The organism is Kineococcus sp. GCM10028916 (assembly GCF_042674865.1).
Taxonomy (GTDB): Bacteria; Actinomycetota; Actinomycetes; order Actinomycetales; family Kineococcaceae; genus Kineococcus.
This window is the reverse complement of record NZ_JBHTFM010000006.1, coordinates 324544-346026: the sequence shown is the minus strand read 5'-3', so window position 1 is coordinate 346026 and position 21483 is coordinate 324544. Positions and strand designations below refer to the sequence as shown.

21 protein-coding genes are annotated in these 21483 nt (G+C 70.6%); 14 read left to right on the top strand and 7 right to left on the bottom strand.

All coding sequences use genetic code 11. The features are described from left to right. Positions 1-5: 5 nt before the first annotated feature. From ACFQ46_RS08805 to ACFQ46_RS08795, 3 genes are read right to left on the bottom strand one after another with little or no spacing between them, the layout of a single operon-like run. Positions 6-902 (bottom strand): carbohydrate ABC transporter permease, encoded by an 897-nt coding sequence (locus ACFQ46_RS08805; RefSeq protein ID WP_380259120.1) that lies wholly within the window; start codon positions 900-902, stop codon positions 6-8. 1 nt (position 903) lies between these two features. Continuing rightward, entirely contained in the window at positions 904-1845 is a 942-nt protein-coding gene (locus ACFQ46_RS08800) for a carbohydrate ABC transporter permease (protein WP_380259119.1), read from the bottom strand. A gap of 55 nt (positions 1846-1900) precedes the next feature. Further along, entirely contained in the window at positions 1901-3265 is a 1365-nt protein-coding gene (locus tag ACFQ46_RS08795) for an extracellular solute-binding protein (protein WP_380259118.1), read from the bottom strand. A 302-nt stretch (positions 3266-3567) separates the two neighbouring features. Here ACFQ46_RS08795 and ACFQ46_RS08790 point away from each other — a divergent pair, with 302 nt between their 5' ends. Both ACFQ46_RS08790 and ACFQ46_RS08785 read left to right on the top strand, forming a co-directional pair. Then, positions 3568-5454 (top strand): glycoside hydrolase family 2 protein, encoded by a 1887-nt coding sequence (locus tag ACFQ46_RS08790; protein ID WP_380259117.1) that lies wholly within the window; start codon positions 3568-3570, stop codon positions 5452-5454. Positions 5455-5611: 157 nt separating this feature from the next. Then, positions 5612-7039, top strand: coding sequence for a CAP domain-containing protein (locus ACFQ46_RS08785; protein ID WP_380259116.1), 1428 nt, complete (start codon positions 5612-5614; stop codon positions 7037-7039). A gap of 118 nt (positions 7040-7157) precedes the next feature. Here ACFQ46_RS08785 and ACFQ46_RS08780 read toward each other — a convergent pair whose 3' ends face one another. Then, positions 7158-8012: a helix-turn-helix domain-containing protein gene (locus tag ACFQ46_RS08780; protein ID WP_380259115.1), complete on the bottom strand. Its 855-nt coding sequence runs from the start codon at positions 8010-8012 to the stop codon at positions 7158-7160. Between the two features lie 102 nt (positions 8013-8114). On the opposite strand from ACFQ46_RS08780, the gene ACFQ46_RS08775 reads away from it, so the two are divergent. From ACFQ46_RS08775 to ACFQ46_RS08755, 5 genes are all read left to right on the top strand, one after another. Then, entirely contained in the window at positions 8115-8651 is a 537-nt protein-coding gene (locus tag ACFQ46_RS08775; protein ID WP_380259114.1) for a nuclear transport factor 2 family protein, read from the top strand. An 89-nt stretch (positions 8652-8740) separates the two neighbouring features. Continuing rightward, complete coding sequence (locus ACFQ46_RS08770; protein ID WP_380259113.1) at positions 8741-9796, top strand: alpha/beta hydrolase; 1056 nt, start codon at positions 8741-8743, stop codon at positions 9794-9796. 186 nt (positions 9797-9982) lie between these two features. Then, positions 9983-10408 (top strand): hypothetical protein, encoded by a 426-nt coding sequence (locus ACFQ46_RS08765; RefSeq protein ID WP_380259111.1) that lies wholly within the window; start codon positions 9983-9985, stop codon positions 10406-10408. 64 nt (positions 10409-10472) lie between these two features. After that, positions 10473-11528: an aldo/keto reductase gene (locus ACFQ46_RS08760; RefSeq protein ID WP_380259110.1), complete on the top strand. Its 1056-nt coding sequence runs from the start codon at positions 10473-10475 to the stop codon at positions 11526-11528. Positions 11529-11679: 151 nt separating this feature from the next. Beyond that, positions 11680-12006, top strand: a complete 327-nt coding sequence (locus tag ACFQ46_RS08755; protein ID WP_380259108.1) for an ANTAR domain-containing protein — start codon at positions 11680-11682, stop codon at positions 12004-12006. Positions 12007-12019: 13 nt separating this feature from the next. Here the strand turns inward: ACFQ46_RS08755 and ACFQ46_RS08750 are convergent, their stop codons facing one another. Further along, entirely contained in the window at positions 12020-12757 is a 738-nt protein-coding gene (locus ACFQ46_RS08750; protein ID WP_380259106.1) for an ANTAR domain-containing protein, read from the bottom strand. Between the two features lie 65 nt (positions 12758-12822). On the opposite strand from ACFQ46_RS08750, the gene ACFQ46_RS08745 reads away from it, so the two are divergent. Next, entirely contained in the window at positions 12823-13902 is a 1080-nt protein-coding gene (locus tag ACFQ46_RS08745; RefSeq protein WP_380259105.1) for a DUF4037 domain-containing protein, read from the top strand. A gap of 21 nt (positions 13903-13923) precedes the next feature. After that, the gene (locus ACFQ46_RS08740; RefSeq protein WP_380259103.1) at positions 13924-14277 is read left to right on the top strand and encodes a hypothetical protein; all 354 of its coding nucleotides are present in this window, start codon (positions 13924-13926) and stop codon (positions 14275-14277) included. 7 nt (positions 14278-14284) lie between these two features. On the opposite strand, the gene ACFQ46_RS08735 is transcribed toward ACFQ46_RS08740, so the two are convergent. Beyond that, entirely contained in the window at positions 14285-15337 is a 1053-nt protein-coding gene (locus ACFQ46_RS08735; protein WP_380259102.1) for a LacI family DNA-binding transcriptional regulator, read from the bottom strand. A gap of 295 nt (positions 15338-15632) precedes the next feature. Here ACFQ46_RS08735 and ACFQ46_RS08730 point away from each other — a divergent pair, with 295 nt between their 5' ends. The 5 genes from ACFQ46_RS08730 to ACFQ46_RS08710 are packed head-to-tail and all read left to right on the top strand — an operon-like array spanning position 15633 to position 20632. Further along, the gene (locus ACFQ46_RS08730; protein WP_380259101.1) at positions 15633-16958 is read left to right on the top strand and encodes an extracellular solute-binding protein; all 1326 of its coding nucleotides are present in this window, start codon (positions 15633-15635) and stop codon (positions 16956-16958) included. 41 nt (positions 16959-16999) lie between these two features. Next, positions 17000-17884, top strand: a complete 885-nt coding sequence (locus ACFQ46_RS08725; protein ID WP_380259236.1) for a carbohydrate ABC transporter permease — start codon at positions 17000-17002, stop codon at positions 17882-17884. Positions 17885-17887: 3 nt separating this feature from the next. Beyond that, a complete protein-coding gene (locus ACFQ46_RS08720) occupies positions 17888-18778 on the top strand; it encodes a carbohydrate ABC transporter permease (protein WP_380259100.1) in 891 nt (296 codons plus the stop codon). A 16-nt stretch (positions 18779-18794) separates the two neighbouring features. Continuing rightward, positions 18795-19520 carry a ThuA domain-containing protein gene (locus ACFQ46_RS08715; protein WP_380161218.1) on the top strand — a complete coding sequence of 242 codons (726 nt, stop codon included), beginning with the start codon at positions 18795-18797 and terminating at the stop codon, positions 19518-19520. Continuing rightward, positions 19505-20632, top strand: a complete 1128-nt coding sequence (locus tag ACFQ46_RS08710; protein ID WP_380259099.1) for a Gfo/Idh/MocA family protein — start codon at positions 19505-19507, stop codon at positions 20630-20632. The genes ACFQ46_RS08715 and ACFQ46_RS08710 overlap by 16 nt, the downstream gene beginning before the upstream one ends. Here ACFQ46_RS08710 and ACFQ46_RS08705 read toward each other — a convergent pair. Next, positions 20622-21467 (bottom strand): alpha/beta fold hydrolase, encoded by an 846-nt coding sequence (locus ACFQ46_RS08705; RefSeq protein WP_380259098.1) that lies wholly within the window; start codon positions 21465-21467, stop codon positions 20622-20624. The two genes, ACFQ46_RS08710 and ACFQ46_RS08705, sit on opposite strands and share 11 nt — an antisense overlap. Positions 21468-21483 lie beyond the last annotated feature (16 nt).

The following is a 21483-nucleotide window of genomic DNA, read 5'->3' as shown; positions in this document are numbered from 1 at the left end:
GTGGATCAGCCCTTCAGACCGGTGCCGGCGACACCTTCGACGATGCGCTTCTGGAAGATGAGGAAGAGGATCACCAGCGGCAGCGCCCCGAGCAGCGAGGAAGCCTGGATGTCGGAGTAGCGCTGACCGAAGGAGCCCTGGACGGTGGCCAAGCCCACGGGGATGGTCATGAGCTTGGGGTTGGACACCACGAACAGCGGCAGCAGCAGGTTGTTCCACACGTTGACGAAGGTCAGGATCCCCATGGCCGAGATGACCGGCTTGGACAACGGCATGATGACCGAGCGGTAGATCCGCCAGTAGCCGGCCCCGTCGAGGCGGGCGGCTTCCTCCAGCTCCACCGGCAGGCCGTCGAAGAACTGCTTGAAGACGAAGACGGCGATGACCGCGGGCACCTGCGGGAGGATGACCGCCCAGTAGGTGTTGAGCAGGTGGACCGCCCCGAGGCCCTCGAAGATGGGGACGATGAGGACCTGCCCGGGGATCATGATCCCCAGGAGCATCAGGGCGAAGACGACGTTGCGCCCGCGGAAGCGCAACCGGGAGAGCGCGTACCCCGCCATCGAGGCGAAGACCACGGTCAGGACCACGGTGATCGCGGAGGTGAGGAAGCTCGCCAGGTACCAGTTCCAGATGTCCCCGCCTTCCAGCAGGGCGAGGTACGAGGCCAGCGTGGGGTCGGTGTCCTTGAGGATGGCGGGGGTGCCGAGGGCGGAGACCGCGTTCGTCGTGAGGGAGGTCTTGATCGCCCACAGGCTCGGGACGAGCCAGATGAACGCGAAGATCCCCAGCACCACGCCGCAGACGATGTTGAAGGTCCGCGTGGAGTTCCCCGACTGCCTCCGGGGGGCGCGGGCCGGGGGGGCTGCGGCGGAGATGCCGCCGACCGTCGTGGTCGCCATGTCAGACCGTCCTCTCCTGCTTGCGCTCGATCAGTTGGCGGATGACGGCGATCGCCAGGATGACGATGAAGAGCAGCACCGCGGCCGCCGACGCCGCACCGCTGCGGAAGTCGGTGAAGGCGGTGTTGGTGATCAGGCCGATGGCCGTCTGCGTCGAGGTGCCGGGTCCGCCGGAGGTCATGAGGTACACCTGGTCGAAGATCTTGAGGCTGGCGATGATCTGCAGCACGACGATCAGCGAGGTCGTGCGGCTGAGCAGCGGGATCGTGATGTAGCGGATCTGCTGCCACGGGGTCGTGCCGTCGATCGCCGCCGCTTCGTAGAGCTCGCGGGGGATGTCCTGCAGACCGGCCAGGTAGAGGATGAAGTTGAACCCGATCGTCCACCACAGGGTGGCGATCGCGACGCCGATCATGGCCGTCTTAGGGTCGGCCAGGATCGGGGCCGGGACCGCGTTGCCGAGCCAGGTCTGGATCTGGGCGAAGAGGCCGTTGCCGGGAGCGAAGATGAACACCCAGATCAGCGAGATCGTCGCCGACGGCAGGATGAACGGCACGAAGAAGGCCAGCCGGAAGAACCACTGCCCGCGCTGGACCCGGTTGGCGAGGACGGCGAAGACGAAGGCCAGGACGACGAGCGGCGGCACGGTGTAGAGCGTGAACTGCAGGGTGTGCCACATGGCGTCCCAGAACTCGCGCTTGGTGAGCATCTCCTGGTAGTTCGCGAAGCCCGCGAAGCTGCCCAGGCCCGACTTGGCGATGCTCGTGTTGAAGAAGCTCGAGATGACCATGTAGATCGTGGGGACCACGAGGAAGAGCCCGAAGAAGACCGCGAACGGGGCCAGGAACAGCCACGCGGGCTTGTTGTCGGCGAACCGTGCGTGGTTGCTCTCCCGGACGCCGAGGTTCGCGGCGCGGGGGGACGCTGTGGTCTGGGTGCTCACCGGGAGACCTCCAGGGGGATGGGTCGCGAGCCGGTCGCGACGGGGGTTCCGGCGGTCACAGCGGGTTCGCCGTGCTCGCGTAGGACTGCAGCTGGGACCGGATGGAGGAGATCGCGGCCTTGGGGCTGGACAGCCCCTGCTGGACCAGGCCGATCTGCGCGCCGACGATGTTCTCGAAGTTCGACCCCGAGCCGGAGTACCACGCCGGGGCGTCGTAGACGGCGACGTCGGCCGCGGAGGCGTAGTCGGCCTGCGGTTCCAGCGACTCGTACTCGGAGCTGTCCAGGGTCGGCAGGTAGGCCGGGACGTGACCACCGGCGGCCCAGGTCATGCTCTGGTCGAGCATCGACTTGATGAAACCCATCGCCCGCTTCACCTGGGCTTCGGTGCGCTCCATCTTCGGCAGGACGAAGGTGTGCGAGTCGGCCTGCGCGGCCGGCTTGTCGAAGATCGTGGGGACCGGCACCATGCCGAACTTCAGGTCCTTGATCCCCTGGGCGGTCGTGATCTCCCACTCGCCCTGCAGGTAGAAGGCGGACTTGCCGGTGAACATGTCGGTCTGGGAACCGGCGTAGTCGGCGGCCTTGCTGATGAGGCCGTCGTTGGCCAGCTTCTGGATGTACTCCAGGGTCTTGGCCGCCAGGTCCTCGTTGAAGGTGATCTCCGTCCCGGCCCCGGAGAGGAAGTCGGTGGCCCCCTCCTGCTGCGAGTACAGGGTCTGGAAGAACCGCCAGGGGGTGGCGAACTCGTTGACGTTGGCCACGCTGAGGCCGAGGCCGCCGGTGGCCTGCTTCGCCGCCGTCAGGGCGGCTTCCCACGCCTCCACGCCCTGGATCGGCTTGAGCTTGCCGTCGCCGTCCAGCAGCCCCGCCTTCTCGCAGACCTCGGAGTTGTAGAACATGACGAACGGGTGGGTGTCCAGCGGAACGGTCCAGTCCTGGCCGTTCACCTTCTGGGCCGCCCAGACCTTCTGGTTGAAGTCCGTCGAGGTCAGCCCGACCGTGCCGAGCATCTCCTCGGTGATCGGCGTGAGCAGGCCGGCCTGCGCGAGGTTCGCCGCCCGGGTCAGGTGGGCGACCGCGACGTCCGGCGGCTGGTCGCCGATCGTGGCGAGCGAGACCTTCGTGTAGTACGGGTTGCCCCAGGCGAAGGTCGCCGCCTGCAGGGAGTCGGGGCCGGTGTCGACCACGTACTTGTCCAGCATGGTCTGCAGCCGGGCGCCGTCGCCGCCGCCGAAGAGGTTCCAGAAGGTGACCGTACCCGGGTCGAGCTGGCTGCCCACGAGTCCGGCGCCCAGGGGGGATCCGCACCCGGAGGCGCCGGCGACGAGGCCCAGCCCGCCGGCGGCGAGACCACCGCGCAGGAGGCCGCGCCGGCTGAGGGCACCCCGTGCCGGGGGTGTCGGGGGATGACTGTTCACTCGAGATCCGTCCCTGCCGTCGTTGGCGGTCGTGGCAGTGCGGCCCGGACGCCTGAGCGCCAGGAACCGCACCGTCCCGTTCAGTGCTGCGGAACTTAGCACGCCGTTTGCAACGCTGCATAGACCTTCGGAAGACCCGCCTTGCAACGATGCACAGGACGGCGTGGCCCGGTTGCCGGAGAGCCTGGCGACGGGGCAGAGTGGGGCGCGCACCGCTGGCGCGTCGTGCCCCCGGGAACGCTCCGGACGCCCGCCGATCGCGGCCAGCGACCTCCAGGCAGCAACCCACTGAGGAGAAGCTCGTGCCCGAAGACCAGACCACCGCCGTCGTCGTCGGAGGACCGGTTCCCCGTCCGGAGTACCCGCGTCCCTCCGTGGTCCGCACCGACTGGATCACCCTGAACGGGACGTGGGGGTTCGAGGTCGACGCCGGCGACTCCGGCCTCGAACGCGGACTGCTCGGACGCGACCTGGCCGGGACGATCACCGTGCCGTTCGCCCCGGAGTCCGAGCTCTCCGGGATCGGGAACACCGACTTCATGGCGGCGGTCTGGTACCGCCGCGAGGTGAGCATCCCGCCCGCCTGGGCCGGACGTCGCACGTTGCTGCACTTCGGAGCCGTCGACCACGACGCCACCGTGTGGGTCGACGGCGAGGAGGTCGTGCGCCACCGCGGCGGGTTCACCCCCTTCACCGCGGACCTCGGCCACCGCAGCGGCACCGTCACCGTCGTCGTCCGCGCCCGCGACGACCACCGCGGCCCGCAGGCCCGCGGTAAGCAGTCGACGCGCTACGACAACTACGAGTGCCTCTACACCCGCACGACGGGGATCTGGCAGACCGTGTGGGCCGAACCGGTCGCCGACGTGTCGCTGGGCCGGCCCCGGATCACCCCCGACGTCGCCGGTTCGACGTTTCACCTCGAGCAGCCGTTGCGGCGCACGGGGACCGGGTCCGTCGGTGACCGCGCCGGCTGGACCCTGACGGCGTCGGTCCGCGACGCCGCCGGGGAGGTCGTCGGCGCCACCGTGCGCGCCGACCTCGACCTCTCCCCGCGGCTCACCCTCGTGGTGCCCAGCGACCGCGTCCGGCTCTGGGCCCCGGAGGACCCCCACCTCTACGACGTCACCGTCACCCTCACCGACGCCGCGGGCGAGGTCGTCGACACCGTCGAGACCTACGCCGGGCTGCGCTCGGTCAGCATCGACGGCAAGGCCGTCCTGCTCAACGGCCGGCCGGTCTTCCAGCGCCTCGTCCTCGACCAGGGCTACTACCCGGACGGCCTGATGACCGCGCCCAGCGACGAGGCGCTGGTCAAGGACATCCAGCTCTCCCTCGACGCCGGGTTCAACGGTGCCCGCCTGCACCAGAAGGTGTTCGAGGAGCGCTTCCTCTTCCACGCCGACCGCCTCGGCTACCTCGTGTGGGGGGAGTTCGGCGACTGGGGTGCGATCGAGGAGGGCAGCAGCGTCCGCGGCGAGCACCAGCAGCCGACGTCGAACTTCGTGTCGCAGTGGCTGGAGGAGCTGGAGCGCGACTACTCCCACCCCTCCATCGTCGGGTGGTGCGGGCTCAACGAGACCCGTCAGCCGCTCACCGACCGCGGTCAGGTCCTCGACGACGTGACCCGGGCGATGTTCCTGGCCGCCAAGGCCATGGACACCTCGCGTCCGGTGCTCGACACGTCCGGCTACTCCCACCGCGTGCTCGAGTCCGACGTGTGGGACTCGCACAACTACACCCAGGACCCCGCGAAGTTCGCCGAGGAGATGTCCGGGCTGCCCCAGGGTCGCCCGCACACCAACTACGGCGGCCACGAGGGCGACTACGGCGTCGAGGGCATCCCCTGGTCGCTGCCGTACCAGGGCCAGCCGTGGTTCTGCAGCGAGTTCGGCGGGATCTGGTGGCGTCCCGACGTCGCGGCCAGCAACCCCGAGGTCGACCGGGGTGCGACCTCGTCCTGGGGCTACGGCGAGCCGCCGCGCACCGAGGAGGAGTTCCACCACCGCTTCGAGGGGCTGACGGGCGTCCTGCTCAACGACCCGCTGATGTTCGGCTACTGCTACACGCAGCTGACCGACGTCTTCCAGGAGCAGAACGGCGTCTACTCCTTCGACCGCAGCGACAAGCTCGACGTCGCCCGCGTCCGCGCCGCCCAGCAGCGACCCGCGGCCATCGAGAAGCTCTGACCCCTCCCGCCGGCGGTCTACCCCGAACGCCCGGGGGAGACCGCCGGTGAGGTGCGGTGACGGGACGCTCCGTCACCGGGAGTCGTCCGGGAGCGGCCGGACGGGGGTACCCGCCCGGTCGCTGTCGTGACACCGGCCCGGGGACGATCACTAGGGGGTGAAGAACCCTCGTGCTCGCCTCGTGGCCCCGCTGCTCGCCGCCCTCGTGGCGCTGCCCTGCGCCGGCGTCGCGCAGGTGGCGACCGCCGTCCCGGCGTCCGCGGCCGCCCAGGTCCTCACCCCGCTCGTGCCCGCCGCGACGCAGCAGCAGCAGATCCTCGACGGGCTCAACCGCGAGCGCGCCAAGGTCGGCGCGCCCGCGGTGACCCTCGACCCGACGCTGGAGACCGTCGCCCAGAACTGGGCCGACGTCCTCGGGCAGGGCGACGGGATGAAGCACAACCCGAACCTCTCCACGCTGCTCTCGGACTTCCCGCGCTGGGGGGAGATCGTCGCCACGGCGGACATGGGCAACGCCGACACCCACGGCCTCGAGAACGGCGACCTCGCCGTCGACACCTGGATGAAGTCCGACCCGCACCGCGCCGTCCTGCAGGACGGGCAGTACAACACCGTCGGCATCGGGCTGGTCTACACCACCCTGTACTCCGGTGGCCGCACCGTCTGGCGGTCCTACTGGGTCGCCGACTTCGGCTCGCCGCGTCGCACCCCGCTGGTGACCGCGAACACCGACGGTTCGCGCAGCTACGTGGGGATTCCCGTCAAGGGCGCGATCCTGCAGTCCTACGGGGCCACCGGGGCGAACTCCGGTTTCCTGGGCCTGCCGATGTCGCGCGAGATCGGGCCCCTGCGCGACGGCGGGTACGCGCAGACCTTCGCCGGCGGGTCGATCTACTGGAACCCCGCCACCGGCGCGCAGGTCGTCCGCGGCGCACTGCGCGACCGCTGGGCCTCCCTCGGTTTCGAGAACTCCTGGCTGGGTTACCCGACGGGTGCGGAGTTCGCCGTGCGGAACGGGTTCGCCCAGCGCTTCCAGGGCGGGATCGTCTACTGGTCGCCCGCGACGGGGGCCCAGGCCCTCGGTGGTGCGCTGCTCGACGCCTACGGCGCGACGGGGTACGAGAACGGCGCCCTCGGGTTCCCGACGTCGACCGCGGCCGCCCTGCCCGCCGGTTCCTACGCCGCCTTCCAGAACGGTTCGCTCTACTCCAGCGCGGCCGGCACCCACGTCGTCGCCGGTGCCGTCCGCTCGGCCTGGGGGGCGCAGGGCTGGGAGGGCGGGACGCTCGGCTTCCCGAGTTCGAACCCCTTCGGCGGCCTCGTCGGCGGCGGCTCCGGCCAGCACTTCACCGGCGGCTCGATCTACTCCAGCCCCGCCACCGGTACGCACACCGTCCCGACCTCCGTCCGCACCGTGTGGACTGCCCGCGGCTGGGAGACCGGTGCCCTCGGCTACCCCGTCTCCGAACCCCGCGCGGTGTCCGGCGGGCTCCAGCAGGACTTCCAGGGCGGCACGATCACCGTCGCCACCGGGAAGACCACAGTGGTGTTGCACTCGGTCGCCCGGGGAACGCGCGCGCTGTGACGGTGGTCGTCCCGGGTCGATCGCCCTTCGGATCGCGCGCTCACACAGCTCGTCGGGGTACTTCTCGGCCGCAGCCGTGGGGACCATCCTCCTCCGGGGGGCGTTGCTCGGAGGTCTCCTAGGCCCTCGACGCCCCCGCCACCAGCGCGAGGCGCAGTTTGGTGCTGTCCTCGGTGTCGGGTGCTGCGGTCAGCACCACGATCTTCAGTTCCTCCTCGCCACCGGTCAGGACGTCGCAGTCCACCGCGATGGGCCCGATCTCGGGGTGGGCGACGACCTTGCGGTCCTCCCGATGTGCTCCCACCACTCCGGCGCGCCACAGTTCGGCGAAGCGGGCGTTCGTTCGGACGAGGTCGTCGATGAGGCCGGAGAGTCGTCGGTCGTGGGGGAAGCGACCGGTGGCCCGTCGCAGGTCGGCGACCACCGCGGCTTGCAACGCGTCGCCGGCCAGTGACGTCACCGGCCATCGCGTCAATCGTGCGACCCGGCCGGGGACGGGAAAGGTGTCGAGGGCGAAGTTGCGTTGCGCCGGCGGGGTCGAGGAGGGGTCACCCAACAGTGCCGCCCAGGCGTGGTTCCACCAGATGAGCTGCCAGTCCGCGGCGAACACCGCGACGGCGGCGTCACCGAGGCGGGTCAGCATCCGGTTCAACCCCGGCGGGATGTGCTCGGGCATCACCGCATCGGCCGGCGGAACCAGCCCGGCGAGGCGGTAGAGGTGGTCCCGCTCCGCACGGGTGAGGTGCAGAGCGCGGGCCAGGGCGGCGACGACCTGCGCGGAGGGGGTGGCGAACCGTCCCTGTTCCAGGCGGACGACGTAGTCCACCGAGATCCCGGCGAGGTCGGCCAGTTCCTCGCGGCGCAATCCGGCGGCCCGGCGGGCCCGGCCACGGGGCAGACCGACCGCGCTGGGATCCAGCCGGTCGCGCCACGCCCGTAGCGTCGCTCCCAGGCCGGCGTCGTACGTCTTCACGATCGCATTCTGGGGCAACGCCCCGGGGTCGAGGGTGGGAACGGTTTTCCTGCTGTCGAGCTGTCTCTGGTTGATCGCTTCCCGTCCCTTCACGATGGCGTCATGAACAACACCACCACGAGCACGACGAGTCCCGCCGACGCTGGAACCCCGGACGCCACGACCACGGACGCGGCCCTCGCCCACCTCCTCGACCAGCTGGCCGTCCGGGACACGATCGCGCGGTTCGCCGACTGCGCGACCCACGCGGACTTCGACGCCTTCGCCACCTTGTGGGCGCCGGACGCGACCTGGGTGATCGGTGGCACCGAGGACCAGCCCTTCGAGCGGCGAGCGGAAGGGGCCGAGGACATCACCGCGCTCTTCCGCAGCCTGCGGGAGGAACGGGACTACTTCATCCAGTTCGTGACCCCCGGCGTGGTCGAGGTCGACGGCGACGTCGCCACCGCTCGCAGCCTGTGCCACGAGGCCGCGCGCGGACCCGGTGAGCGCTACTACCGCACCAACGGGGTGTGGACCGACACCTTCCGGCGCGCAGGGGAGCGGTGGGTGTTCACCAACCGCACGTACCGCTACCTGTGGTTGGACTTCTCCGCCTTCTCTGGTGACGTCTCCTGGGGCGGTGACGACGCGAAGTGAGGACTTCCGACCGAACCCCTGGTCGATCCTTCGACCAGACCGCCGGGCGGGTCCTCGAGGCTGAGCCGGTCCGGTGGCAACCCGCTGAGGTGTCGAGTCCCCACCTCAGCCGTCCTGTTCCCGTGGTCGTGGCCAGCGGAGTTCCGTACGTCCGTGGAGCCAACCGCTTCCAGACCCTGAACGTCTACCTGCCCGCGACCTCGGACACGTCGGCGCTGATCGGAACCCCGGTCACCGGGTTGCCCGGACTGGAGCGGGGACCGGAGCCGGGTGCGCAACCGGATCCACCGCGCTACCTCGTCCACGTCCACGGTGGGGCCTGGCGCGACCCCCACCTGAACGCCCGCTCCGTCGAGCCCACGGTGGCCCACGCCTTCACCGGCACCACTTCCGCCACGCCGGCCCTGCTCGGTGTGGTGTCGCTGAACTACACCCTCTCCCCCTTCCCCACCCACCCCACCGAGCCTCACGACCCGGCCACCGGTCCTCACCGGGACCCGGCGCGTGAGGCGGTGCACCCCGGTCACGTCGGCGACGTCCTGCACGGTCTGGACCTGCTGCGTTCCCTCGGCCTGACCGGTGGTTCCTACCTCCTCTCCGGTCACAGCGCGGGTGCCTGCATCGCCGCCCAGGCGGTCCTCCAGTCGCCGGCTCACCACGGGATCACGACGGTGGGGGAGGTTCCGCGTCCGGCGGCGCTGCTGGGTCTGAACGGCCTCTACGACCTGCCCGGGCTCATCGACGGTCTCGGTCCTTCGCACGAGCACCTGCGCGGGGAGTACGAGATGCTGCTGGGTCAGGCTTTCGGGGTCGATCAGAGCAGGTGGCCCGCCGCCAGCCCGGCGCTCTTCGACCCCGGGGTCGTGACCGGACGAGTGCAGGCCGGAAGGGCACCGCGGCTGGTCGTGCTGGACCAGAGCAGCCAGGACCAGCTCGTCCCGCTGAACCAGCTGGAACGTCTCACGACGAACCTGCGCCGGGTGAGCGGACTGAGGGTGGTGCGAGGTCACCGGTGCACGGGTAGGCACGCAGTCCCGTGGGAGGACGGCCTGATGATGTGGGAGGGCGTGGCCGACACCCTCCAGCTGCTGCAGCAGCCGGGTTCAGCCGTGCCCGTCGCTGCACCCACGTGGGAACACCCGTGAGTGCGGCGAAGTCGTCGTCATGACGCCCAGTCCGGCGCACCTGCGCGTGCACCCGTCGCCGCCGCCGACCTCAGGGCCCATGGCGACGAGCTCGACCGCCTGCGAGGAACGGGTGGGGCTCGCTACGGTTCGATCATGGACCGTGTCGCGTTGGCACCCACCCGAGCATCCCGGCGCGGTCGGGGCGTGTTCCGGGTGCACGCAGCCGGGTCGGTGGCCCTGCTCGCCCTGCTGGGTGCGCTGAGTTCCTGTTCGCACGACGACGCACCGAGCACCTCTTCGGCCGACCTCGACGAGGTCACCACGATCGTCGACGCCGCGGCGCTCGCCGCAGGTGGCTCGTCGATGGGGGGCGCCGCCGGTGACGCGCAGACCGACGGCAGCGTGTCCCTGGGGCTCACCGCGAACAGCACCGTCCGCGCGTTCTACGCCTGCACCGGCGGGGGCAGCATCGAGCTGAACCTCAACGGCACGGAGGAGGACCTGGACTGCGACGAGAAGACCCACGAGATCGAGGAGTTCGTCGTCCCCGACACCGGATCGGTGGTGTTCAGGGCGAGCAGGCCCAACGGCGTTCCCTCCGCGTGGGGTGTGGCGTTGGCCTCCACCTGAGCGGGAGCGGCCCTCACCGGGTGCCGGGGACGCCGGGTGCCGGTGGGGGAGTAGCGTCCGGCCCATGGAGTACCGACGACTCGGAAGGTCGGGACTGCGGGTCTCGACGATCACCATGGGAACGATGACGTTCGGTGGGCAGGGAGGTTTCGCCGCGGTCGGGAACACCGACGTCGCGCAGGCGCGCCGCCAGGTCGACCTGGCCCTGGACGCCGGCGTGAACCTCTTCGACACCGCGGACGTGTACTCCGACGGTCTCAGCGAGGAGATCACCGGTGAGGTCCTCGAGGGACGCCGCGACGACGTCCTGCTCGCCACCAAGGCCCGGATGGTCGTGGGCTCGGGCCCCAACGACGGCGGCGCCTCGCGGTACCACCTCGTCCGCTCGGCCGAGCGGAGCCTGAAGCGGCTGCGGACCGAGCACATCGACCTCTACCAGATCCACGAGTGGGACGGCCAGACCCCGCTGGAGGAGACCCTCGAGGCCCTCGACACGCTGGTGCGCTCGGGCAAGGTCCGCTACGTCGGTGTCTCCAACTACGCGGGCTGGCAGCTCATGAAGGCGCTCGCCGTCTCCGACGCGCACGGCTACCAGCGCTACGTCTCCCAGCAGATCCACTACACGTTGCAGTCGCGCGACGCCGAGGACGAACTCATCCCGCTGACCCTCGACCAGGACCTCGGGGTCCTCGTCTGGAGCCCGCTCGCGGGCGGGTTGCTGTCCGGGAAGTACCGGCGCGACGTCACCGCGCCCGCCGGTTCGCGACACCTGGGGGAGTGGAGCGAACCCCCGGTCCACGACGAGGGGAAGCTCTACGACACCGTCGACGTCCTCGTCGAGGTCGGAGCGGCGCACGGGGTCTCGGCCGCGCAGGTCGCCCTGGCCTGGTTGCTGGGGAGGGTCGGCGTCACCTCGGTCGTGATCGGTGCCCGCACCGAGGACCAGTTGGTCGACAACCTCGCCGCGGCCGACCTCGTCCTCACCGACGAGGAGCGGGCCCGCCTCGACGTGGTCAGCGCCGTCCCGCTGCGTTACCCGCACTGGCACCAGGCGGCGACGGCCGCCGACCGGCTCTCGCCCGCCGACCTCAGCCTGCTCGCCCCGCACCTCCCGGGCTGACGTCCGACGCGGTCCCCGCGGCGTCGGCGTGCCGCGGGGACCGCGTCCCCGTACCATTCGTCACGGCTTCGCACCGCCCAGACCTCGCTGCGCGAACCGCCTCTCCGTCGACCGACGGGACGAGGACGGCTCCAGTGGAGGACGCACGAGGATGCACGACGCTTCGCGCCGCAACGGACAGGCGCAGGTCGAAGACCGGTACGAGGCCCACGACGACGCCGAGACCCTGCGCAACGAGTTGACGCAGCTGCGGACCGCGCTCACCCGACGACCGGTCATCGACATGGCGAAGGGCGCCATCATGGCCCTCACCCGGTGCGACGACGACACGGCGTTCAAGCAGCTGTCGCAGGTCTCGCAGACCCACAACATCAAGCTGTTCGACCTCGCGAGCGCACTGCTCGCCGACCTGCGGGGCGAGTCCTCGGACGACGACGACACCCAGCAGCTCGTGCGGCGGACCTGGACCCGCCGCTGACGGTGCCGGCCGGTCAGGCCTGACCGGCCGGCGCGTCGGCGCCCACCCCGCCCGGCGTGGCCCCGACGACCTCGGTCGCCACGTCGAGGAGGCGACGGCGTCCGCTGCGGGCCTGCGTGCGCAGGAGGCCGAACGCCTCGTCGGGGTGGATCCGGTGCCGCTCGGCGAGGATGCCCTTCGCCTGCTCCAGCACGACGCGGCCCTCCAGCGCGGCCTGGAGCTGGTCGCGCAGGCGTTCTCCCTGCGCGCTGGCCTCGAGCTGGCTGATGCCGATGGCCGCGAACGACGCCATGGCGTGCGCGACGTCCGTCTCCACCGTGGAGTAGGGACCCTCGTGGTCGCGGAACAGGTTGAGAGCGCCGATGGTGCGCCCGCGCAGCTGCACCGGCACCGCGTGGACGGACACGATGCCGTGCTCGCTCGCAGCACGCGACCAGACGGGCCACCGGCGGGCCAGGTCGGCCGCGTCCGGGGACACCACGGGCCTACCCGAGCGGTGGCAGTCCAGGCAGGGTCCCTCGTCGGTCTCCAGCTGGAGGAGCTCCACCACCCGCGCCTCGCTCGAGGACGCCGCCAGCAGGCCCAGCCGACCCGCGCTGTCCTCCACCAGGAAACCCACGGCGCTCGCCGAGAGCAGCGTCGCGCAGTGCTGCACCACGCGGTGGGCGAGGTCGAGCGGGTCGCCCCGTTCGGCGAGGACCTGCGCGACGTCGTCGACCGCGGCCGCGACCCCCTCTGCACGAACCTCCACCTGGACCTCCTCCGAGTCGACCTGCACCGCTGGCGGTCACCTGCGGTGACTGCGAGGGTGGCCGGGTGTCCGGTGCCGAACTCGCACGATCCTTGCACGACGAGGTGGTGGCACCGCTGCTGCGACGGGAGTTCCCGGCGGCGTCCTGGGTCGCGGGTCGCTTCGGTGGGGGCTCCGACGTCCTCGGTCTCGACGACGAGGTCTCCACCGACCACGACTGGGGACTGCGGCTCACCGTCCTCACCGACGCGGCGACCGACGCCACCGACGTCGTGCGGTTCCTCGAGGAGGACCTGCCGGAGGAGTTCCTCGGCGCTCCCGTGCGGTTCCCGACGACCTGGGACGCGGTCGCCCGACACCGCGTGGAGGTCGCCCCGCTCGCGGAGTTCGTCGCCGGCCGTCTCGGGGTCGGGCCGGAGGACCCCTGGTCGGTCACCGACTGGCTCGCCTTCACGGGGCAGGCGGTGCTGGAGGTCGTCGCGGGACCCGTCTTCGCCGACGACGAGGGACGCTGGGCGGCGTTGCGCGACAGGCTCCGCTGGTACCCCGACGACGTGTGGCGCCACCTCGTGGCCTGTTCGTGGAAGCAGCTGGAACAGGAACTGCCCTTCGTGGGACGGGCGGGTTCCCGCGGCGACGACCTGGGGTCGCGCCTCGTCGCGGCCCGGCTCGTCGACGTCGCGGTGCGCCTGGGTCTGCTGCTCGACCGGGTCTGGGTCCCCTACCCGAAGTGGGTCGGGACGGTCTTCGCGCGGTCGGTGTCGGGAGGGACCGGGTCGCAGTTGACGGCCTGCCTGACGGCCTGCCTGACGGCCCCGGAGTGGCGTTCGCGGGAGGCCGCCCTGTGTCGGGCGCTGGAGGAGTTGCGCGAACGGCAGCGCGAGGTCGGTCTCCCCGTCGCCGACGTCGCCACCGGACGGTTCCACGACCGGGAGTTCCAGGGGGTCCCGGAACGGGCGAGCGAGGTGGTCCTGGAGACCGTCGAGGACCCGGGGGTGCGGGCCCTGCCCGTCGGGGTTGGGTCGGTGGACCAGTGGGTGAGCTCGGTCGACCTGCTGGTCGACACCACCCGGCGGCGGTCCGCGACGGCCGCGGTCGCGGGCCGCGCGTCGCCCGTGCGCGGGGACACGACCCCCGCCCCCTGACCCGGGTGGTAGGACGGGGGGGTGTTCTCCTCCGACCCGGGCGCGGCCCGCTCGATCCTCGCCGGCCGCCTGAGCCAGAGCGGCGAGACCCTGCTGGCGGAACTCCCGTTGTCCGGCGGGGCGCTGGGCGGGGCGGGCGCGCTCGCCGTCACCGCGCAGTCGGTGTGGCTGGCCCAGCCGCAACTCGTGGGTGCCCCGTCCGTCGCCTCCGTCCCGCTCTCCGACGTCGGACGGGTGGGCTTCCGGGCACGCCCGGTGTTCGGCGGACTCCGGGTCACGCTGGAGATCGCGGGTCACCCCGTGAAGCTGACCACCCCCGCCGGCGAGGACGAGGTCAGCGAGTTCCTGCGGGTCCTCGAGGCCGCGCGCACCTGAACCGGCGTCAGAACCTCGCCGTCGAACCGCGGACGACGAGTTCCGTCGCCAGTTCCACGTGGTGGGAGTCGAGCTGCTCCCCGTCGGCCATGCGCAGGACGGTGCGCAGGGCGACCCGGCCCATCTCGCGCAACGGCTGGCGCACCGTCGTCAGCGGGGGAGCGGCCATCGGGGCGAGCTCGGTGTCGTCGAAACCCGTGACGGAGAGGTCCTCCGGGATGCGCAGACCGAGGATGCGCGCCGCCTCCATGACCCCCAGGGCGATGGAGTCGCACCCCCCGACGACGGCGCTCGGCCGGTCGGGCAGGGCCAGGAGCTCGGCGCCGAGGCGCCGGCCGGCGTCGTACTGGAAGTCCTCGTTGCGGATGTGGTTCTCGGCCGGGACCAGGCCCGCGTACTCCATCGCGGCGCGGTACCCGTGCAGCCGGGCCTGGTTGCACGACGCGGCCGGGGGACCGCCGACGTAGGCGATGCGTCGGTGACCCTGGGCGATGAGGTGGTTCGTCGCGCTCATGCCCCCGGTGAAGTTGGTGGACCCGACGCTCGCGACCTCGGTGCGGGGCAGGTTCAGCGGGTCGATGACGACCAGCGGGATCTTGACCGCCGCGAGGGCGTCGACGTGGGCCCCGGTCAGCTCACCCGTCACGACGATGACGCCGGTGCGGCCCGACGCGGCCAGGGAACGGGCCCACGACCGCGGCGGCACGGTGAAGCGGCCGTTGCGCCGGTCCCGCAGGACGCCCACCACGATCGAGGCCCCCTGTTCCGCCGCCGCCTGCACGACCCCGTCGACGACCTGGGTGGAGTAGGAGGAGAAGTCACCGTCGATGAGGAACTCGACCGCCCTGGTCGTCGCGCTCGCGCGCCGGCCCGACGGGGGGTTGTAGTCGTGGCGCACCAGCAGGTCCTCGACGATGGCCCGGGTCTCGGCGGAGACGTCGTCGCGGCCGTTGACCACCTTCGACACGGTGGCGATCGACACGCCGGCGCTCGCGGCGATCGTGGCCAGCGTGGTCTTGTCCCTGGGGCTGTCCCGGGTGCGTTGCGGGTGGTCCAGCACGGGTCCTCCTCGACTCGGTGGTGAGGTGACTGTACGAGTGCAAGAGCCCCCGGCGCCAGCCCTTCTCGAAAAGTTTCGTGATGCGATCGCAACCTCGCGCCCCTACTGCGGCAGCGGATCGAGCACGAACTGGTCACGAGTTCACCGAGCCGCTTGACCGAGCCCCGATCGTCCTCTTATCGTTCCGGTCAGACGACGTGGTCGAAAGCTTTTCGATCATGTTTCGGCACCGGCCCACCAGGGTCTGGTGCGTTGAGCAGCCGCAGGGACGCGGCTCGGCACATCGGAGATCAGAGTGGATCACAACCGGACTTCGCGTCGGTCCTTCATCGCCCTCGCCACCGCGACCCCCCTCGTCGCCACGGTCCTCGCCTCGTGCGGCGACTCCGGCCCGGGGTCGGCGAGCTCCGACGGGGCGACCGACTGGATCCTGACGGGGGCCCCCAAGGAGGGCATCCGCCAGGGCGCCGTGGACGACTGGAACAAGGCGCACTCGGACCAGAAGATCACGACCAGCGCGTTCCAGAACGACGCCTACAAGGCCAAGATCAAGACCGCCATCGGCGCCGGTCAGGCCCCGACCATCATCTTCGGCTGGGGCGGCGGCACGCTGCGCAACTACGCCGAGTCCAAGCTGGTCGACGACCTGACCCCGTGGCTGACGGAGAACCCCGACGTCAAGAACCGCCTCTTCGACGCCGCCTTCGCCGCCGGCACCGTCGACGACAAGGTCTACGGCCTCCCCACCGAGACCGTGCAGCCGCTGGTGTTCTTCTACAACAAGAAGCTCTTCAAGCAGATCAACGCCGAGCCGCCCACCACGTGGGACGAGCTCATGGCGCTGGTGCCGAAGTTCAACGCCGCGAACATCGCCCCGATCTCCCTGGGCGGGCAGTCGCGCTGGACGAACATGATGTGGCTGGAGATGCTCTTCGACCGCATCGGCGGCCCCGAGCTGTTCGAGTCCATCTACAACGGCACCCCGGCCTGGACCGACCCGGCGGCCATCGACGCCCTCACCAAGGTGCAGGACCTCGTCAAGGCCGACGGCTTCATCAAGGGCTTCGCGTCCATCACGGCCGACTCCAACGCCGACCAGGCGCTGCTGTACACCGACAAGGCCGCCATGATGCTGCACGGCACCTGGACCTACGGCGGCATGAAGACCGACGGCGGCGACTTCGTCTCCAGCGGCAACCTCGGCTACATGAACTTCCCCGCCGTCACCGGCGGCAAGGGTGACCCGACGAACACCTTCGGCAACCCCGCGCAGTACGTGTCGATCTCCTCCAAGGCCACCCAGAAGGCCAAGGACGTCGCACTGGCCTTCTTCAAGAGCGGCCTGCTGCAGGAGAAGGAGGCCGAGGCCTACATCACCGAGGCCGGCGAGGTCCCGATCGTCAAGGGCATCGACGCCAAGTTCTCCGGCATGGACGACGAGGAGTGGCTGAAGTTCACCTACGACCTCGCCACCAACGCGCCGTCGTTCGCGCAGTCCTGGGACCAGGCGCTGTCCCCGACCGAGGCCGAGACCCTGCTGGACAACATCGAGAAGCTGTTCGGCCTGGCCATCACCCCGCAGGAGTTCGCGGCGAACATGAACGCGGCGATCGGCTCGTGAGCACGTCCGTGAGCGCGGCCCCCAGCACCACCCCGGCGAAGATCACGCCGTCGGCCCACACGTCGACGGGTCGACTGGGGTGGCTGGTTCTGCCGGCGCTGCTGTTCTTCGTCGTCTTCGCCGTGGTCCCCCTGATCGGGGTGTTCGTCCTCAGCTTCACCTCGTGGGACGGCATCGGCGCGATCTCCTTCACCGGGCTCAAGAGCTGGACCGCCGTGCTCACGGACCCGGGTCTCCCGCACGCCCTGTGGGTCACCCTGCAGATCATCGTGCTCTCGTGGATCGCCCAGACCCCGCTCTCGATCCTGCTCGGCGTCTTCATCTCCGGGCACCAGAAGTACCGCGCGGTGCTGGCGGTGCTGTTCTTCCTGCCGCTGCTGCTGTCCGCGGCGGCGGTCTCGATCGCCTACAAGGCGCTGCTCGACCCCAACTTCGGTCTGGGTCCGGGTCTGAAGCTCGGGTTCCTGACCCAGGACTGGCTGGGCAAGGGCACGCTGGCGATGGGCGTCGTGATCTTCATCATCGCCTGGCAGTGGATCCCGTTCCACTCCCTGATCTACCAAGGTGCGATCCGCCAGATCCCGACCTCGATGTACGAGGCCGCCCAGATCGACGGTGCGGGCCGGGTGCGTCAGTTCTTCTCCATCACGCTGCCGCAGCTGAAGAACACGATGATCACGTCCTCCACGCTGATGATCGTGGGCTCGCTCACCACGTTCGACCTCATCTTCGTCCTCACCGGCGGCGGACCGAACGACGCGACCCGCGCCCTCGCCCTGGACATGTACCTCACCGGTTTCCGGGCCAACCAGATGGGTCTGGCCTCGGCCATCGCCGTGATCCTCGTCGTGGTCGGCCTGATCCTGGCGCAGGTCCTGCAGCGCCTCGGTGGCAAGGAACGCAACTCCCAGCTGGAAGGTGCCTGACCGATGGCCACGCAAGCAGCCGCCACCCGTCCGGCCCGCAGCGGGAAGTCCGACGCTTCCGGCTCCCGCCGCAGTTCTACCGAGCGCAAGAACTGGTTCGGTGGAGCGTTCGGCTGGCTGTGGCTCCTCATCGTCCTGATCCCGATCTACTGGATCGTCATCACGAGCTTCAAGAGCTCCGCCGGCTACTTCGGCACCAACCCGCTGCTCCCGTCGGGTTCGCCGACGCTGGACAACTACAAGCTGGTGCTCGAGAACGACTTCGCCCGCTACTTCGCGAACTCCGTCATCGTGACGGTGGGCGCGACGATCCCCGCGGTGCTCATCTCGTTCATGGCGGCCTTCGCGATCGTCCGCGGTGCCGGCCGCTGGCTCAAGGCGGTCAACGCCCTGTTCCTCATGGGTCTGGCCATCCCGCTGCAGGCGACGATCATCCCGATCTACCTGATCATCATCAAGTCCGGGATGTACAACTCCCTCGGCGCGATCATTCTGCCCTCGATCGCCTTCGCCATCCCGCTGACGGTCCTCATCCTGAGCAACTTCGTCCGCGACGTCCCGAACGAGCTGTTCGAGGCCATGCGCATGGACGGTTCCAGCGAGTGGGGCACCATGTGGCGCCTCGCCTTCCCGCTGACCCGCCCCGCGCTGGTCACGGTGACGATCTACCAGGGCCTGCAGATCTGGAACGGCTTCCTGCTCCCGCTGATCTTCACCGACCGGGCCGACCTGCGCGTCCTGCCGCTGGCGCTGTGGACCTTCCAGGGCCAGTACAGCGTCAACATCCCCGCGGTGCTCGCCTCCGTCGTCCTGACGACCCTGCCGATCCTCGTGCTCTACATCCTCGGGCGTCGTCAGCTGCTCTCCGGCCTGACCGCCGGCTTCTCCAAGTGATCCGAAAGGCTCTTCCGTGACTCGCCAGGCTCTCGTCGTCCGCGGCGGCTGGGACGGGCACTCGCCCGTCGAGGCCACCGACCTCTTCATCCCGCACCTGGAGGCGAACGGTTTCACCGTCCGCGTCGAGGACCTCGGGACCGAGCTCGGCGGCAGTTCCCCCAGCACCCCGAAGGTCTACACCGACGCCGACTACCTCGCCACGGTCGACCTCATCGTCCAGTGCAACACCATGAACTCCATCGAGAAGGCGGAGTTCGAGGGGCTGCAGAAGGCCGTCGAGGCCGGTACCGGTTTCGCCGGCTGGCACGGCGGGATCGCCGACTCCTACCGCAACAACTCCGACTACCTGACGCTGGTGGGCGGGCAGTTCGGTTGCCACCCCGGCAAGCACCCCGACGAGCGCGAGGGTGGCCCGCAGGACAACTACATGCCCTACCGGGTCAACATGGCGCCCGCGGCGGCCTCGCACCCGATCACCGAGGGCATCGAGGACTTCGACCTCGTCACCGAGCAGTACTGGGTGCTGTCCGACGACTACATCGACGTCCTGGCCACCACCACGCAGGCCGTGCGCGAGTGGGACGCCTGGAACCGCCCGGTGACCTCCCCGGCGGTCTGGACGCGCCAGTGGGGCAAGGGCCGGATCTTCGTGGCCACCCCCGGCCACGACCCCGAGACGCTGAAGAACCCCAACGTGAAGACGATCATCGAGAGGGGTCTGCTGTGGGCAGCCCGTTGAAGGTCGGCGTCGTCGGCGCCGGTGTCATCTCCGCCCAGTACTCCGCGTCGCTGAAGAAGCTGCCGCAGCTGCAGATCACCGCGGTCAGCGACTTCGTCCCCGAGCGTGCGCAGGCCCTGGCCGACGAGCACGGCGCGCAGGTGCTGTCCCTGGACGAGCTGCTGGCCTCGCCCGACGTGGACGTCGTCCTCAACCTGACGCTGCCGCGCACCCACGCCGAGGTCGCACTGGCGGCCATCGCCGCGGGCAAGCACGTCTACGGCGAGAAGCCGCTGGCTTCGACCGTCGCCGAGGGGCGCGACGTGGTCAAGGCCGCGGCCGCCGCCGGGGTCCGGGTCGGTTGCGCCCCGGACACCGTGCTCGGCACCGGCGTGCAGACGGCCCGGGCTCTGCTCGACGCCGGTGAGATCGGGACGCCGCACTCCGCGACGGCGTTCATGACCACCCCGGGTCACGAGCGCTGGCACCCGCAGCCGGACTTCTACTACCAGCCCGGTGGCGGTCCGCTGCTGGACATGGGCCCGTACTACCTGACCTCGCTGGTGCACCTGCTCGGGCCGGTCGTCCGGGTCGTCGGCGCCTCGACCCGCCCCTCGCAGACCCGGACCATCGGTTCCGGTCCGCGGGCGGAGGAGTCGTTCCCCGTCACCATCGACACCCACATCACCGGGATCCTCGAGCACGCCTCAGGAGCGCTGTCGACGCTCATCATGAGCTTCGACACCTGGGCGGCACGCCTGCCCCGCATCGAGGTGTACGGCACTGGCGGGACGATCTCGGTGCCCGACCCGAACATGTTCGAGGGGTCGGTGGAGCTGTTCTCCGCGGCGACCGCGCCGGCGCCGGGTCCCGACGCCGACAACGACGCGAACTGGAAGGACGTCGGCGTGAAGGCCGGCTACCTGGACTCCGGTCGCGGCTACGGTCTGGCCGACCTGGCCATGGCCGTGGACGAGGGGCGTCAGCACCGTGCGAACGACGAGGTCGCCCTGCACGTCCTCGAGATCATGGAATCGGTGCAGCAGGCCGCGGACGGGAACACCTCGGTGACCCTGACCACGACGTGCGAGCGCCCCGAGGCGATCAGCTCCCCGGTCGACCTCACGAACTGAGCAGTTCCCGCACGGCCGCCGCCGCGGCCGGGTCGAAGAGCATCGTGGCGTGGTTCGCCTCGACGCGCTCCCACGTCAGGTGGGGGACGACCCGGTTGCCGGCGGCGATCGCGTTCCCGGAGAGGAACGCGGGTTTCGTGTCGTCGGCGCCGTGCGCGGCGGCGACGAGGTGGACCGGTGCGCCGGCGGCCACCAGGAGTCCCAGGTGCGGTGCGCGGGTGAGGCTGTCGACGGCGTCGGCCACGAGCCGACGCGCGTCCAGGTTCGGCCGGAACCCCTGAGCGCTGGGGCGCAGCACCGCCTCCGCCCAGGCCCGGAAACCCGGCTGCAGGTCCGGCCGGTTCGCCGCGGCCTTCCCCTCGGCGACCGCCGTGTAGGCGTCGGCGTCGGGGAAGTCCCGGACGAGGCGCCGGGTCTGCACGCCGAACGCTCCCCGGACGACGAGCGGTTTCAGCAGCATCGACGGTTCGGGGGCGACCCCGCCGTCGAGCAGGACCGTGCCGACCACCCGCCCGCCCAGTCCCTCGACGACCAGCGGGGCGAGGAACGCACCCATCGAGTGCCCCACGACGACGACGTGGCGCAGGCCGAGCTCGTCGACGCTGCGCACGACCTCCCGCGCCAGACCGGCCAGGCCCGGTCCCGCGGCCGCCGCCACCGAGAACCCCCGTCCGGGCAGGTCGGGAGCCACCACGGGGACGTCGAGGCGGCCGGCGAGGTCCGCCCACACCGCGGAGGTGCTGGTCAGCCCGTGCAGGGCGAGCACGACCGGTCCGTCGGGTGCGGGGGTCCCCCAGCTGCGGACGGCGAGACCGGCGACCTGTGCGAGAGCCATCGCGCCACCGTACGAC

Excerpts from the sequence above, each read along its gene's own strand:
- ACFQ46_RS08805 (WP_380259120.1), bottom strand. The coding sequence starts at position 902 with ATGGCGACCACGACGGTCGGCGGCATCTCCGCCGCAGCCCCCCCGGCC.
- ACFQ46_RS08775 (WP_380259114.1), top strand. The coding sequence starts at position 8,115 with ATGAACAACACCACCACGAGCACGACGAGTCCCGCCGACGCTGGAACC.
- ACFQ46_RS08760 (WP_380259110.1), top strand. The coding sequence starts at position 10,473 with ATGGAGTACCGACGACTCGGAAGGTCGGGACTGCGGGTCTCGACGATC.
- ACFQ46_RS08755 (WP_380259108.1), top strand. The coding sequence starts at position 11,680 with ATGCACGACGCTTCGCGCCGCAACGGACAGGCGCAGGTCGAAGACCGG.
- ACFQ46_RS08720 (WP_380259100.1), top strand. The coding sequence starts at position 17,888 with ATGGCCACGCAAGCAGCCGCCACCCGTCCGGCCCGCAGCGGGAAGTCC.
- ACFQ46_RS08705 (WP_380259098.1), bottom strand. The coding sequence starts at position 21,467 with ATGGCTCTCGCACAGGTCGCCGGTCTCGCCGTCCGCAGCTGGGGGACC.